The organism is Methylobacterium sp. E-046 (genome assembly GCF_022829625.1).
In the GTDB taxonomy this organism is placed as follows: domain Bacteria; phylum Pseudomonadota; class Alphaproteobacteria; order Rhizobiales; family Beijerinckiaceae; genus Methylobacterium; species Methylobacterium longum.
On the sequence record NZ_JAKSYP010000208.1, the window covers coordinates 39,171 to 53,190 of the forward strand.

Annotated in this window: 12 protein-coding genes and 1 tRNA gene; 10 read left to right on the forward strand and 3 right to left on the reverse strand. The window is 72.3% G+C overall.

The annotated features are described in order from the left end of the window. Positions 1 to 5 precede the first annotated feature (5 nt). The 5 genes from MKK82_RS20920 (at position 6) to MKK82_RS20940 (ending at position 5,396) form a co-directional block, all read left to right on the forward strand. On the forward strand, positions 6 to 3,155 hold the full coding sequence (locus tag MKK82_RS20920; RefSeq protein ID WP_243986727.1) for an efflux RND transporter permease subunit: 3,150 nt from the start codon (positions 6 to 8) through the stop codon (positions 3,153 to 3,155). A gap of 19 nt (positions 3,156 to 3,174) precedes the next feature. Next, on the forward strand, positions 3,175 to 3,540 hold the full coding sequence (locus tag MKK82_RS20925; protein WP_243986729.1) for a hypothetical protein: 366 nt from the start codon (positions 3,175 to 3,177) through the stop codon (positions 3,538 to 3,540). 23 nt (positions 3,541 to 3,563) lie between these two features. Further along, a complete protein-coding gene (locus MKK82_RS20930) occupies positions 3,564 to 3,983 on the forward strand; it encodes a DUF305 domain-containing protein (protein ID WP_243986731.1) in 420 nt (139 codons plus the stop codon). A 79-nt stretch (positions 3,984 to 4,062) separates the two neighbouring features. After that, positions 4,063 to 4,806, forward strand: coding sequence for a glutaredoxin (locus MKK82_RS20935; protein WP_243986732.1), 744 nt, complete (start codon positions 4,063 to 4,065; stop codon positions 4,804 to 4,806). Positions 4,807 to 4,931: 125 nt separating this feature from the next. Beyond that, positions 4,932 to 5,396: a YidB family protein gene (locus MKK82_RS20940; protein ID WP_243986734.1), complete on the forward strand. Its 465-nt coding sequence runs from the start codon at positions 4,932 to 4,934 to the stop codon at positions 5,394 to 5,396. A 937-nt stretch (positions 5,397 to 6,333) separates the two neighbouring features. On the opposite strand, the gene MKK82_RS20945 is transcribed toward MKK82_RS20940, so the two are convergent. After that, positions 6,334 to 6,410 (reverse strand) — tRNA-Arg (locus tag MKK82_RS20945). Positions 6,411 to 6,619: 209 nt separating this feature from the next. Here MKK82_RS20945 and MKK82_RS20950 point away from each other — a divergent pair. Next, positions 6,620 to 7,048: an RNA polymerase sigma factor region1.1 domain-containing protein gene (locus tag MKK82_RS20950; RefSeq protein WP_243986736.1), complete on the forward strand. Its 429-nt coding sequence runs from the start codon at positions 6,620 to 6,622 to the stop codon at positions 7,046 to 7,048. Positions 7,049 to 7,129: 81 nt separating this feature from the next. After that, entirely contained in the window at positions 7,130 to 7,543 is a 414-nt protein-coding gene (locus tag MKK82_RS20955; RefSeq protein ID WP_243986738.1) for a phage holin family protein, read from the forward strand. A gap of 358 nt (positions 7,544 to 7,901) precedes the next feature. Here the strand turns inward: MKK82_RS20955 and MKK82_RS20960 are convergent, their stop codons facing one another. Next, the gene (locus MKK82_RS20960; RefSeq protein WP_238292381.1) at positions 7,902 to 8,120 is read right to left on the reverse strand and encodes a hypothetical protein; all 219 of its coding nucleotides are present in this window, start codon (positions 8,118 to 8,120) and stop codon (positions 7,902 to 7,904) included. 427 nt (positions 8,121 to 8,547) lie between these two features. Here MKK82_RS20960 and MKK82_RS20965 point away from each other — a divergent pair, with 427 nt between their 5' ends. The 3 genes from MKK82_RS20965 to MKK82_RS20975 are packed head-to-tail and all read left to right on the forward strand — an operon-like array spanning position 8,548 to position 12,354. Continuing rightward, on the forward strand, positions 8,548 to 9,792 hold the full coding sequence (locus MKK82_RS20965; RefSeq protein ID WP_243986740.1) for an MFS transporter: 1,245 nt from the start codon (positions 8,548 to 8,550) through the stop codon (positions 9,790 to 9,792). Further along, positions 9,789 to 10,595, forward strand: coding sequence for a siderophore-iron reductase FhuF (fhuF, locus tag MKK82_RS20970; RefSeq protein WP_243986742.1), 807 nt, complete (start codon positions 9,789 to 9,791; stop codon positions 10,593 to 10,595). Before MKK82_RS20965 ends, fhuF begins: the two co-directional genes overlap by 4 nt. 13 nt (positions 10,596 to 10,608) lie before the next feature. After that, positions 10,609 to 12,354, forward strand: coding sequence for an ABC transporter ATP-binding protein (locus MKK82_RS20975; RefSeq protein ID WP_238292375.1), 1,746 nt, complete (start codon positions 10,609 to 10,611; stop codon positions 12,352 to 12,354). Positions 12,355 to 12,516: 162 nt separating this feature from the next. Here the strand turns inward: MKK82_RS20975 and MKK82_RS20980 are convergent, their stop codons facing one another. Continuing rightward, complete coding sequence (locus MKK82_RS20980) at positions 12,517 to 13,578, reverse strand: LacI family DNA-binding transcriptional regulator (RefSeq protein ID WP_243986743.1); 1,062 nt, start codon at positions 13,576 to 13,578, stop codon at positions 12,517 to 12,519. Positions 13,579 to 14,020: the final 442 nt, after the last annotated feature.

Below are 14,020 nucleotides of genomic sequence, written 5' to 3' on the forward strand. Positions count from 1 at the left end.
CGCCGATGTTCACGTTCCTCGTCGGCCGGTCGGTCCGCAACCGCCTGCTCGTCCTCGCGCTCGCCGCGGTGCTGGTGCTCTACGGCGCCTTCACCGCCGTCAGGCTGCCCGTCGACGTCTTCCCCGACCTCAACAGGCCGACCGTCACCGTCATGACGGAGGCGGAGGGCTACGCCCCCCCGGAGGTCGAGCAACTCGTCACCTACCCCATCGAGACCCGGATGAACGGGCTGCCGGGCGTCACCCGGGTGCGCTCGGTCTCGGGCGTGGGCCTGTCCATCACCTACGTCGAGTTCGACTGGGGCACCGACATCTACCGGAACCGGCAGCAGGTCGCGGAGCGCCTCGCCCTGGTGCAGGACCAGCTTCCGCGTGGCGTCACGCCGGTGATGGGGCCCATCTCCTCCATCATGGGCCAGATCCTGCTGGTGGCGGTCACGAGCGACACCGCGACCCCCATGCAGGTGCGCGAGGCCGCCGACTTCACCGTCCGGCCGCGGCTGCTCACCATCCCGGGCGTCGCGCAGGTCATCCCGATCGGGGGCGAGGTGCGCCAGTTCCGGGTCAGCCCGAATCCGGCGGCGATGCGCGCGCTCGGGGTGACGAACGCCCAGCTGGAGACCGCGCTCGCCCAGTTCGGCACCAACGCCGGCGGCGGCTTCACCGACCAGAACGCGCGCGAGTACCTGATCCGGAACATCGGCCGGACCATGAGCCTCGACGACCTGCGCAACCTCGTGGTCGCGACCGTCAACGAGGCGCCCGTGTCCCTGCGGCAGGTCGCCGAGGTCTCCTTCGCCGCGAAGGTGAAACGCGGCGACGCCGGCTACAGGGCCAAGCCCGCCGTCATCGTCTCGGTCGAGAAGCAGCGGGACGTCGACACGGTGCGGCTCACCCGCAGCATCGAGGCCGCCCTGACGGCGATGGGCCCGGCCCTGCCGGCGGGCATCCGGGCCGACCAGGTCCTGTTCCGTCAGGCCGACTTCATCGAGACCTCGATCCGCAACGTCGAGCGCGTCCTCGTCGAAGCCGTGCTGGTGGTGGCGGTGGTGCTGTTCGCCTTCCTGCTGAACGGGCGCACCACGGCCATCTCGCTGCTGGCCATCCCGGTCTCGGTGCTGACGACCGCGGTGGTGTTCCACCTGTTCGGACTGTCCATCAACACGATGACGCTCGGGGGGCTGGCCATCGCCATGGGCGAGCTCGTCGACGACGCGGTCGTGGACGTCGAGAACATCCACCGCCGGCTCGGCGAGAACCGACGGGCCGGCAACCCGAGGAGCGTGTTCCAGGTGGTGGTGGAGGCCTCGAACGAGGTCCGCTCGGGCATCGTCTACGCCACGCTCATCATCATCCTGGTGTTCGTGCCGCTCTTCGCCCTGTCGGGTATCGAGGGCCGGCTCTTCGCCCCGCTGGGGCAGGCCTACATCATCTCGATCCTGGCGAGCCTGCTCACCTCCATCACCCTGACCCCGGCGCTGGCCTCCCTGCTGCTGCCGGGGCTCAGGCACCCGGCGGCGCCCGACAGCCGCCTCCTGACGCTGCTCAAGCGCGGCAACGCCGTCCTGCTGCGGGTCGCGTTCCGGCACCAGGGCCTGCTGGTCGGCACGGTCGCGGGCGCGGTGGCCGCCGCAGGCGTGGTGGCCTGGACCCTGCCGCGGGCCTTCCTGCCGCCGTTCAACGAGGGCTCGTTCACGGTCAACATGACCTTCAACCCCGGCATCTCGCTCGCCGAGAGCAACCGGGTCGGGCTGATCGCCGAGACGCTGCTCCTCGGCATCCCGGGCGTGAAGGCGGTGGGCCGCCGCACCGGCCGGGCCGAGCTCGACGAGCATGCCGAGGGCGTCCATTCCTCGGAGATCGAGGTGGCCCTCGACCCGGGTACCGAGCGACACAAGGCGGCCCTGGTCGCCGATATCCGCGGACGCCTGGCGGCCCTGCCGGTGGCGGTCAACGTCGGCCAGCCGATCTCGCACCGACTCGACCACATGCTGTCGGGCGTGCGCGCCGAGATCGCGCTGAAGGTGTACGGGGAGGACCTCGACGCCCTGCGGCGGGTCGCGAATGCCCTGCGCGACCGGATGGCGGCGATCCCGGGGCTCACCGACCTGCAGGTCGAGCGGCAGGCGCGCATCCCGCAGCTGGAGGTCCGCGTCGACTATACCCGGGCGGCCCTCTACGGGGTGCAGCCGGCCGCAATCGTCGAGCAGATCAGCCGCCTCTCGAATGGGCGCGTGGTCTCGACGGTCGTCGACGGCGTGCGCCGCTTCGACATGGTGCTGCGCCTGTCCGAGGACCGCCGGACCACCGCGGGCCTGGGCGACCTGCTCCTGGAGACGCCCTCGGGCTGGGTGCCGGCGCGCCAGGTCGCCGACATCCGCGAGACCGACGGCCCGAACCAGATCCTGCGCGAGAACGCCCGGCGCCGCATCGTGGTCCAGGCCAACACCGACGGCGCGAGCGATATCGGCACCGTCGTGGCCGCCATCCGCCAGGCCGTGGCGACCGAGCCCCTGCCGCCGGGCTTCTTCACCAGCCTGGAGGGCACGTTCCAGGCGCAGGAGGAGGCGAGCCGGACCATCGCGGCGTTGTCCGGCCTGTCCCTGGCGCTCGTCTTCGCCCTCCTGTTCAGCCGCTACCGCTCGGCCGCGCTGGCGCTCATCATCATGGGCAACGTGCCGCTCGCCCTGATCGGTTCGGTGGCGGCCCTGTGGCTCGTCGGCCAGCCGCTCTCGGTGGCGTCGATGATCGGCTTCATCACGCTGACCGGCATCGCGGCGCGCAACGGCATCCTGAAGATCAGCCACATCCTGAACCTGTCGCTGCACGAGGGGGTGCCGTTCGGGCCCGACCTCGTGCTGCGCGGCAGCCTGGAGCGCCTCACCCCGGTGCTGATGACGGCGCTGTCAGCGGGCATGGCGCTGGCGCCGCTGCTCCACGACGCCGCGAGCCCCGGCAAGGAGATCCTGCACCCGGTGGCGGTGACGATCTTCGGCGGCCTCGTCAGCGCGACGCTGCTCGACACCGTCCTGACCCCCGTCCTGTTCCTGCGCTTCGGTGCCCGGCCCCTGGAGCGGCTGCGCGCCCTGCAGGCCGGGGCGCCGGCCCATCCATCCCCGGACGGCGCGCCCCCGCGCCCGGCCGAGGCCTACTGATCCCAGAGGAGATACGAGCGTGATCCTACCGAGAGTGACCCTGGCCGCCGGCCTGCTCGCCGCCACCGCCGCCTCCGCGCACGAAACCGCCGGCCGGCACGGCGGCCGGGTGACGGACGCCGGCACGTTCCACGTCGAGCTCGTCGCCAGGGGCGAGACCGTCGACGTGTTCCTGTCCGACGAAGGCCAGAGGCCGGTCCCGGCAGCCGGCTTCAAGGGCACCGCCATCCTCGTCGTCGGCGGCAAGCCGACCCGGGTCCCACTGGAGCCCGCCGACGGCAACCGCCTCACCGGCAAGGCCGCGACGGCGCTGGGTGCCGGCCCGAGGGGCGCCGTGCAGCTCACCGGTCCGGACGGCGGGACCGCCAGCGGCACGTTCCACTGATCCCCGTCGAGAAAGGACGACCCATGACGCACCTCCGCCGCACGCGCCTCCGCACCACGCACCTGCGCATCCTCGCCGCCGCCCTGCTGTCGACCGGGCTGGCCGGCGCCGCCCGCGCGCAGGGCCTGCACGACCACGGCTCCATGTCCGCGAAGGAGAGGGGCTCGATGAAGCCGAACCTGAAGGACGACGTCTCGTCGCGGGCGTTCAAGGCCGCCGACACGGCGATGATGAAGGACATGGACGTCCCCTACACCGGCGACCCCGACGTCGACTTCCGCACGCACATGATCCCGCACCACAAGGGCGCGGTCGCCATGGCCGAAATCGCCCTGAAGCACGCCAAGGATCCCGCCACCACGGCGATGGCCCGGAAGATCATCGACGATCAGACCGCGGAGATCTCCGCCATGGAGGCGTGGCTGAAGCGGCACGGGAAGTAGCCGTCGCCTCCGGGACCGCCGGCCGGGGCGGTCCCGGACCGCTTCCCCGATGCAGGTCCCGACCGCGCAGGAGACCGACATGCAAGACGCCCGCAGGGCCACCCTCTACCGGATGGTCACCCCCGAACACACCTGTCCCTACGGCCTGAAGGCCAAGGATCTCCTCGAACGCCAGGGCTGCGCGGTCGAGGACCACCTCCTGACCACCCGCGAGGCGACCGACCGCTTCAAGGCCGAGCACCAGGTCAAGTCGACGCCGCAGACCTTCATCGGCGGCGCGCGCGTCGGCGGCTTCGACGACCTGCAGCGCCACTTCGGCAAGGCCGCCGACGCCCCGGACGAACCGACGTACACGCCCGTCATCGCGGTGTTCTCGATGACGGCGCTGATGGCCCTGGCGGCGAGTTACGCCGCCGACGGCACGCCGCTGACGATGCGTGCGGCCGAGTGGTTCATCGCATTCAGCATGTGCGTGCTCGCCCTCCTGAAGCTTCAGGATGTCGAGTCCTTCTCCTCGATGTTCCTCGGCTACGACCTGCTCGGCCAGCGCTGGGTCCGCTACGCCTACGCCTACCCGTTCCTCGAAGGCATCGCCGGTATCCTGATGGTGGCGGGGTCCCTGAACTGGCTGTCCATTCCGGTGGCCCTGTTCATCGGCACGGTGGGGGCGGTCTCGGTGTTCAAGGCGGTCTACGTGGACAAGCGCGACATCGCGTGCGCCTGCGTCGGCGGGTCGAGCAAGGTGCCGCTCGGCTTCGTCTCGCTCACCGAGAACGTGATGATGGTCGCCATGGCCGTCTGGATGGTGGCGGTACACCGCTGAGGGCGCTCGTCGCGCCCTTCGCTCGGACCGCCTTCCCGGCATCCGTTTGGCATCCGCGCGCGTTTGAAACACCGAACGATCCGGCGGGCGCGCCCGGACCCGCCGAGACGAACCGGAGACGAGCCATGAGTGACGGCTACCCCTCGATGACGGCCCTCCTGGGTCTTCTCGCCCTCGCCGGCTACCAGAACAGGGACAAGCTCGCGGAGCTTCTGGGCGGGTCCGGACAGGGCGCCCCCGCTCCGGCCGGAGCTCCGACGGCGTCCGCGGGCGGACTCGGGGGCCTCCTGGGCGGCCTCCTCGGCAACCAGCGCGCCGCGGCCCCTGGCGGGTTCCTGAACAACGGCCTCGGCGAGATGCTGGAACGCTTCCATCAAGCCGGCCACGGGGCCGCAGCGCAGTCCTGGGTCAACCAGGGGCCCAACCAGGAGATCGCGCCGCAGCACCTGGAACACGCCATAGGGCCCGACGTGATGGCCGCCCTGACGCAACGCACCGGCCTTTCGCGCGAGGAGCTGCTCTCCCGGCTCTCCAAGGAGCTTCCGCAGGCCGTCGACCGCTACACGCCGGACGGTCGGATGCCGGCCTAGCCGGGCACGTCCGAGGCCGGTCGGTGACGCGCCCAGCCGCTCCATCGACGGCCACCTCCCCGTTGCGGCGCCGCGCACGGCCATCGCGCGTCGTCCGGCGCCAGGCCTGACCCACAGACGGACCGTGGTCGTCGATACGCGGCCGAGGCGGTCGGACGGTCCTGACCGAGCCCGGGCGGGTCGGTTCGCGGGGTCGACGCGGCGCTCCCGACGACCGCGCCCAGGCTGACCGCGTCAGGAAGACGCTTCCAGTCGAGGACGTAGATCCGATGGCGTTCGAGGCCTTCGCCGATGGTGCGGCCGAGCTGCCCCGCGTCATCGAACAGGTCAACAAGGCCGGCCGCCTGCACCCGGCTCCCTGAGCCCCGCGCGGTTCGAGGAGTCACGGACCCCGCACACCGTCGCGACCGCCGCCGGACCGTGCCCACCCGCAGGCGCCCCCTCTGGATCGGCGTCCAGTACAGCACCCATCGGCCGCTTCGCGTGAACGCCGCAGCAGAGGCCGATGTCGCGCAGCCGGGTGGGAGAGCGAAGCGGCATCGGCCTCGTCCCAAGCCTGATGCCGGTTCGGAGCTGAGCCGCAGCACGTGGCCAGTCACCAGCTACGCATCTTCAGCCGCCGGCGGGCGTCGCTCGTCTTGGCCCGAGGTGGGATACCAGCGTGTCGACACGTCCGGCCCGCCTGTCTGGTCAATGGCCGATTCGAATTTTCGACTCCCGGTGCGACCAGATCTCCGAAACGAAGGACAGGAGCCGGGGAGCCGTTGGTCCGATGCCCCCGGCGGCCCTTGAAGACCGGCCCGCCCACTTGCCTAGGACGCTCCATCCCCCGGACAGATCCATTCGGGGCACGAGGATACGTGAGCGCTTGGTCGCCCGCTGATCACCAGGGCAATCAACGCCACAGTACGATTGCGATCGAAATCATCAAGAAAATTGGCGCACCCGACACGATTCGAACGTGTGACCTTTGCCTTCGGAGGGCAACGCTCTATCCAGCTGAGCTACGGGTGCTGGCCGTGGCCATTCCCTAGCTCAACCGCGCCGCCAGCGCAACGGCGCTGAACCATCGAACGCCGTTCGGACGTCGGGGCGATCCGGCATACCGGGGGCCGGGACGGCTCCGACGGGCGCACGGGCTCCGGGCGTCCGGTAAACCGCGGCCGGCGTGACGGGTTCTCCTGTAGGGGGTTCGCGGTGGGCGGGACGCGGAGGAGGCGGGCATGTCGCAGACCATCGATCGCGGGACGCTCGACCGCCTGATCGCCCTCGGGCGGGCCCGGGGCGGCCTCTCGGCGGACGACCTGCGGGCCGCGCTGCCGGTGGAGCAGATGGACGTCGATGCCCTCGTCCTGGTGATGCTCGAGCTTGAGACGGCGGGCGTGAGCGTCGAGCCCGACGCCTTCGGGCCGCCCGTGGAGCGGCCGGTCGCGCCATCGCTGGTGCTCCCGGCCCCCGAATCCGAGCCCGCCCCGCCGGTCCGGCCGGCCGACGGCGGCGGCGCGGTCACAGCACCGGCGGCGAAACGCCCCGCGGCCCCGATGGTGCCGCCGCTCGCGGGCCCGGACGACCGGGCCGGCGTCAACCGGGCCGTCATGCTGGCGGCCGCCGCGACGCTGCTGCTCCTCGGCGCCGTGCTGCTGTGGCTTTGAACCGTGCGGGCGGAACGCTTCCGCTGGCGGCCCCGTTGGCCGGGGCGCGCCAGAGACAGACCTAGAGGACGAATCCGCACCATGCGCCACGCACCCGACGGAACCCTGGCCCTGCTGGTCGCGGCCTTGCGCCAGGGGGCGGCCCATGTCGAGACGCTGCTGACGCTGGCGCGGACCGAGGTCGACGGCAACGTCCGGACCCTTGTGTCGCTGGTCGCGATCGTCGGGACGATCCCGATCCTGCTGATCGTCACCTTCTTCCTCGGCCTCGACGCCGTGGTGAAGCTGCTGGCCGTGCTGCTGGGTTCCGAGGCACCGGCGGCGCTGATCGTGGCGACACCCTTCCTGATCGTGGCGCTCGGCCTCGGCTGGATCGGGGCGCGCCGGATGGCCCTGTCGAACCTGGAACCGTGGCGGACGTGGCGGGAGGTCAAGCGGGACGTCCGGCAGGTGACCGGGACAGTCGCCAAGGAGGGCGCGCGAACCGGAGCCTGATCCGGTTTTCCTGCCCGCCTTTCTGCCCGTCATCCTTGCCCGGCGTCTCTGCGAGCGAGGCGATCCGGACATGGACCTCCACGTGGCCCTCCACATGGCTCTCCGACGGCCCGGCGAACCCGTCGATCATCGAGAGGCCGAGGCCGGCGCCCTGGCCGAGCGGCTTCGTGGTGACGGACGGAACGAAGGCCCGGGCGGCGACCTCCGGGCTCACGCCGATCGCGGTGTCGCCCACGCGGATGCGGACGTACGCTGATGCCGGGCCTCGGCGGGGCCGAGCTGCCCGTTGCCGGTCCCGAGGCGCCCGCCATCCGGCATCGCGGTCAGAGGCCGCGGGCTTCGGACGACGCGCGTCCGCTCAGTGCTCGCGGGTGCGCCCGGTTCCGGGGCGCAGGTGCAGGAAGCTGCGCTCGCCGGTGGCGGCCTCGGCCACGTGCTGGATCGTATCGAGCAGCTCGGTCACGGCCTGCGGCGCGACCGGGCGAAACTGCGCCTTCGCCTCGACCCAGCGCTTCTGCGTGCGCCCCGCGGCGATCTGCGCCTCGCTCAGGGCGTCGAAATCCCGGCGTCGCGTCATGGCCCGTCCCTCCATGGGAAAATCTGCCCGGGACATGGTTGATGAAGGGTTAACGGCGGGCGCGCGCCCGTTGCTGGCCGGATCGGTCGGGCCGGGATCGGCGGCCCAGAACCCGCCGCCCTGGCGGCGCGCCCCGGGACTCGGGTTCGGGCCGCGGGACAGGGGCGCGGGACAGGGGCGCGTGTCATCCTGAAGCGCTGCTCTTCCGAACCAGCGGAACGACGACGGCCCCGGAGCCCGATCCGCAATGCGACGGCGGCTCGAGCGCCCGCGCCCTGTCCGGAACCCCGATCGGACCGCGCAGCGGCTTGATCGCCGGGACCGACGTCCTTAGAACAACAAAAGCTGATGAATATCAACAGATTAGTGTGATTATAAACTACACTCCCCGGGCTGCCGCATCGCTCGGCGCGGAATGTCGGTCGCGGTGACCGGCTCCGCCGATTCCGCCCTCGGCATCCGGGCCATCGACCGGGTGGCGGGCCTGCGCCCGCTCGCGCCGTTCTTCTGCCTGTACGTGACCTTCGGGGCGACCCTCGGCTTCCTGTCCGGCGGGGCGCCGCTGATCCTGCGGGCGCGCGGCGTGGATCTCGCCGAGGTCGGCCTGCTGCAGCTCATCAACCTGCCGGTGGGGCTGACCTTCCTGTGGGCCCCCGCCCTCGACCGCATCCGCCTGCCGGGCCTCCCGCACCGGATCGGCTGGATCGCCGCCGCGCAGGTCGGGGCGGTGGTCCTTCTGATCACCCTGAGCTTCGGCGCGCACTGGCCGCTCCTGGCGCTTCTCGCCCTGGCGATCGCCGCCTGCGCCTGCGTGGCGACCATGGACATCGCCCTCGAGGCCCTGGTGGTTGAGACCGTGCCGGCGGACCGGCGCGCCTCCATGGCCTCGGCCAAGCTGTGCGGAGCCTCCCTCGGCGGCATCCTGGGGGTCGGCGTGCTGGTCGGTTCCTACGACAGTCTCGGGTGGCGCGGGGCGGTCCTGGCCTGCGCGGCCCTCGATCTCCTCTGCCTGCTGCCGATCCTGGGCTACCCGGAGGCGCGGCTGCGGGACGCCGGGATCGCCCCGGAGCGGCTCTCGGGTCCGCTGGTACGGCTGCGGCGGCTGGCGGGACGGGTGCTGGCGCTCGGGGCCTACTTCGCCGCCGCCTACCTGCTGTCCGGGCCCAACACCCTGGCCCTGCTCGATCTCGGCGTGCCGCTCGCGCAGGTCGGCTTCCTGACTGGCACCGTCCTGCCGGCGGTCAACCTCGTGATGGCGCTGGCGGCGGGGGGGCTCGCGGCGCGGTTCGGTACGGTCCGGCTGATCGCCGCGGGCGCGCTCGGCGTCCTCGCCTCCGGGGGACTGATGGCCGGCGCCTGCGCGGGCGGGATGGCGGATCTCGCGGTCGCCGCCACGGTTCTGAGCTTCGTCGCGGGCGGGTTCCTCGGCGTCCCGGTGTTCAACATGATCTACCGCTGGGCCCAGGGGCCGCAGCCGGCCACCGACTACGCGCTGCTGTTCGGGGCGGCCTTCTTCGCCGCCATGCCGTTGCGGGTCGCCGCCCCGGCGCTCGCCGGCTGGATCGGCTGGCCGGGCTACTTCGCCGCCACCCTTCCGCTCTACGCCGCCGCGGTGGGCTGGCTCGCCGTCGCGGTGGACCGGACCCTGCGGACCGCCGGGGCGGCGCGATGACCGGCCGGATCGCCGCCGAGGTCGCCGCCCAGGTCGCCGCCCAGGTGCCCGCCTCCCTGGCCGCCTACCGGGATGGGGTCGCCGCCGGCCCCGGCGGCCCGGGGGCGCTGCCCCTCGGCGCCCTGCGCGACGCGGACGTGTTCGACGCGACCCTGGCGGCGTTCGGGGCCGGGTTCGGCGCGGCGTTCCGGAACGCGGATCCGCGGGTGCGGGTCTCGTACTGGAGCCAGTACTACCTCGCGGCCCTGGCGACCCCGGCGCTGACCGCCCTGGTCCGCCTCGGCCGCCCGCTGCCGCTCGCCTTCGACGCGCTGAGCCTGGAGCTCGATGCGGCGGGCCGTCCGTGCCGCTTCCGCCTGCCGGCCGACGGGGCCGGATGCGCCGCCTGCCCGCCGCCGGGGCTTAGCGGCCTCGTGGAGGCGCATCTGCGCCCGTTCGTAGAGCTGTGCCACGCCCGCTGCGGGATCGCCCCCCGGGTCCTCTGGGGGAACGCCGCGGTGATCCTCGACCACGTCGCCCGGGAGCTCGGGACTCCGCTCGGGGAGGGAGAGGGGAACGGGGCCGGCGCGGCTCTCGCCTGTCCCGCCACCTGTCCCGCCGGCCGTGCCTCGGCCTGTGACGACGTCGCGGCCTGCCTCGGATGGCGCACCGGCCCGGGCTGCGCTAGGAGCCCCCTGGCGCAGGCGCTCTCCCCGGCGGCGTCGGGCTGCCGGCGGCGGCGCGTCTGCTGCCTGCGCCACCGCCTGCCGGGTGTGCCGTCCTGCGGTGCGCTCTGCCCGGTCGCGTGCGCCGCCCAACGCTGATCCGAGCCGCGCGATGCTGAAGGCCTTCCTCGCCTATTATAGGCCGTACCGGACCCTGTTCCTGGTCGATTTCGGCTGCGCGGTGCTGTCGGGCCTGCTGGAGCTCGGCTTCCCCATCGCCGTCAAGGGCTTCATCGACAGCCTCCTGCCCCGGCAGGATTGGGGCCTGATCGTGCTCGCCGCGGCGGCCCTGGCGCTGGTCTACGTCGCCAATGCCGGGCTGATGGTGGTGGTCACCTACTGGGGCCACGTGCTCGGCATCAACATCGAGACCACCCTGCGGGCCCGGGCCTTCGACCACCTGCAGAAGCTCTCCTTCCGCTTCTACGACGGCCAGAAGACCGGCCACCTCGTCGCCCGCGTGACCAAGGATCTGGAGGAGATCGGCGAGGTCGCCCATCACGGCCCCGAGGACCTGTTCATCGCCGTGATGACGCTGCTGGGCGCCTTCGCGCTGATGCTCATGGTGCACGCGCCGCTGGCGCTGATCACGGCGGCGATCCTGCCGCTGATCGCCTTCGTGTCGATCCGCTACGGCGGCCGCATGACGCGCAACTGGCAGACGCAGTACGGCCGGGTCGGGGCCTTCAACGCCCGGATCGAGGAGAATGTCGGCGGGATGCGGGTCGTGCAGGCCTTCGCCAACGAGCCCCACGAGCGCGCCCTGTTCGCCCTCGACAACGCCCGCTACCGGGACACCAAGCTCGAGGCCTACCGGCTCATGGCGGCGGGCCTGTCGATCAACTATCTCGGCCTGCGCCTCGTGCAGATCGCGGTTCTGCTGGGCGGCGCCGCCTTCGTGGTCCGGGGCCAGCTGACGCCGGGCGGCTTCGTGGGCTTCCTGCTGCTGGTCGGGGTGTTCTATCGGCCGCTGGAGAAGATCGGCGCCGTGGTCGAGACCTACCCGAAGGGCGTGGCGGGCTTCCGCCGCTACCAGGAGTTGCTGGCCACCGAGCCCGACATCACCGACCGGCCGGACGCCCGCACGGTGGAGGCCTTACGCGGCGACATCCGCTTCGAGGGGGTGGGCTTCGGCTACGGCCCCGGCCGCCCGGTCCTCGCCGATCTCGACCTCGCGGTAGCGGCCGGCGAGACGGTGGCGTTCGTGGGCCCCTCGGGGGTCGGCAAGACCACCCTCTGCGCCCTGCTGCCGCGCTTCTACGAGGTCGAGGCCGGCCGGATCACGGTCGACGGGATCGACATCCGCGCCATCGCCCTGGCGAGCCTGCGCCGCCAGATCGGCATCGTGCAGCAGGACGTGTTCCTGTTCGCCGGCACGATCCGGGAGAACATCGCCTACGGCCGCCTCGACGCCAGCGAAGCCGAGATCGACGCGGCCGCCCGGCGCGCCCGGCTCGGCGCGCTCCTCGACAGCCTGCCCGAGGGGCTCGACACCGTGGTGGGCGAGCGCGGCGTGCGCCTGTCGGGCGGGCAGAAGCAGCGCATCGCCATCGCGCGGGTGTTCCTCAAGAACCCGCCGATCCTGATCCTCGACGAGGCGACCTCGGCGCTCGACACGGAGACCGAGCGGGAGATCCAGCGGGCGCTCGCCGAACTCGCCCGCGGGCGCACGACCCTGGTGATCGCCCACCGCCTCGCCACCATCCGGGACGCCGACCGGATCGTGGTGCTGGGGGAGGGCGGGGTGGTCGAGGCGGGCCGGCACGCGGCGCTGCTCGCCGCCGGCGGCCCCTACAGCCGCCTGCACGCCGCCCAGTTCGGGCGCGGAGAGGACAATCCGGTCCTCGCCGCGGAGTGAGGCTCCGTCAGGCTCCTGCCCAACCTTGCGGGCGCAGGAGCGCAACCCGGCAGCGCCCGCGCGCCCCGAAATCGCGCGGTCCTGGATTGCTTCGCTGCCCTCGCGGAGGCGGACGCCGGAACGCCTCTACGACCTGCCGAGGCAGCCTGTTCAGAGGGCCCGCTAGAGCTGCGCCCGTCCCGTGCTGCCTGTGGAGTCGTGGACGACGAGGCGGGTGGGGAACTGCCGCTGCGCGAGGTCGTCCGGCCCGCGCGTGCCCTCGACGACCTCCACCAGCGTCGCGAAGGCGAACCGGACCATCTCCAGGGTCGGACCCTCGATCGAGGTGAGGCTCGGGATCGTGAAGGCGCTCTGGACGCAGTTGTCGAAGCCGACGACCCGGATCGCCCCGGGGACGCGGACGCCACGGTCGTGCAGCGCCTTCAGCACCCCGAACGCCACCCGGTCGTCCGCGGCCACGATCGCGTCCGGCCGATCCGGGCGGTCGAGAAGGCGCAGCGTCGCGCGGTGGCCGCTCTCGGAGGTCCAGTCGCACGGGACGACGAGGTCGTCGCGCAGGGGCAGTCCCGCCTCGGCCAGGGCCTCCCGGTAGCCCCGGAACCGCTCGGCGACGGTCGGCGTCCTCCGCCCGTCGCGCTCGCCCTTGAAGAAGCAGATCGACCGGCTGCCCGTCCGGGCGAGGTAGCGCACCGCCTCGTAGATTGCGTCGCGCTCTGCCCGCACCGCGCAATGCGCGCCGGGCATGTCGAGGCCGAAAACCACGAAGGGGAAGCGCTTGGCCTGCAGCAGCCCGATCAGCGGGTCTTCGCGCTGGTCGGCGAAGACCACGATGCCGTCGACCCGGGCCTCGCTGACGAGGCCGGTGATCCGGCTCAGGCCGTCCGGATCGTCGCGGCACCAGCGCCGGTGGATCAGCGTGTAGCCGTGCTGGTCGGTCACGGTGGCGAAGGCCTGCAGGAGGAGGCCCTCGTCGGCCCCCTGGACCAGACCGTCGGCGTCGCCGGGTCGGGCCCCCACGGCGAACACGCAGGCGATGCTGCGGCTCAGTTTCTTGCGCAGCGAGCGGGCCGCGAGGCTCGGCACGAATTCCAAGTCGCGCATGGCGGCCTCGATGGTCTCGCGGGTGGTCCGGGCGACCTTCTCGGGATGGTTCAGGACCAGGGAGACCGTCTGGAAGCTCACGCCGGCCCGCCGCGCGACGTCCTTGATCGTCATCTGGCCCATCGTCACCTCGAGCCCCCTCCGGCAGGGCCGGCGCGCCTGGGACGCGCGGCGCCGCGCGCAGCCCGGACGCGGACTCGTCCGATCGACCAGTTTAAAGCCGTCCGGATCGGATATAAAGCTGCGGGCCGAGTGCCAATAGTCCTGTCGATATGGCCAATACCGACACTTATCGCCCGAGAATCGGTATCACCACACCGCAGGGCACGCCCACCGGCGCGCGGACGGCGCAGGTCCTGCCGTGGCCCGCCGGGCAGAGGAAAAAGCCCGCCGCGGCACGGGCCGGGCGGGCATGAGTGGAGTCTCGTCTCGGAGATGCCGCGACCGTAGAGGCCGCGCCGCGGTGGCGCATCCCCCATCCGGGGGAGGCCCGCACACGTTCCTGCGACCGGCCCAGGACCGCAACGCGCGAGGACCGCGCCGGACCGAACCGGGCGGATTCGCG

Excerpts from the sequence above, each read along its gene's own strand:
- MKK82_RS20940 (WP_243986734.1), top strand. The coding sequence starts at position 4,932 with ATGAGTGACGGCTACCCCTCGATGACGGCCCTCCTGGGTCTTCTCGCC.
- MKK82_RS20980 (WP_243986743.1), bottom strand. The coding sequence starts at position 13,578 with ATGGGCCAGATGACGATCAAGGACGTCGCGCGGCGGGCCGGCGTGAGC.
- fhuF (WP_243986742.1), top strand. The coding sequence starts at position 9,789 with ATGACCGGCCGGATCGCCGCCGAGGTCGCCGCCCAGGTCGCCGCCCAG.
- MKK82_RS20975 (WP_238292375.1), top strand. The coding sequence starts at position 10,609 with ATGCTGAAGGCCTTCCTCGCCTATTATAGGCCGTACCGGACCCTGTTC.
- MKK82_RS20955 (WP_243986738.1), top strand. The coding sequence starts at position 7,130 with ATGCGCCACGCACCCGACGGAACCCTGGCCCTGCTGGTCGCGGCCTTG.
- MKK82_RS20935 (WP_243986732.1), top strand. The coding sequence starts at position 4,063 with ATGCAAGACGCCCGCAGGGCCACCCTCTACCGGATGGTCACCCCCGAA.
- MKK82_RS20960 (WP_238292381.1), bottom strand. The coding sequence starts at position 8,120 with ATGACGCGACGCCGGGATTTCGACGCCCTGAGCGAGGCGCAGATCGCC.
- MKK82_RS20930 (WP_243986731.1), top strand. The coding sequence starts at position 3,564 with ATGACGCACCTCCGCCGCACGCGCCTCCGCACCACGCACCTGCGCATC.
- MKK82_RS20950 (WP_243986736.1), top strand. The coding sequence starts at position 6,620 with ATGTCGCAGACCATCGATCGCGGGACGCTCGACCGCCTGATCGCCCTC.
- MKK82_RS20920 (WP_243986727.1), top strand. The coding sequence starts at position 6 with ATGTTCACGTTCCTCGTCGGCCGGTCGGTCCGCAACCGCCTGCTCGTC.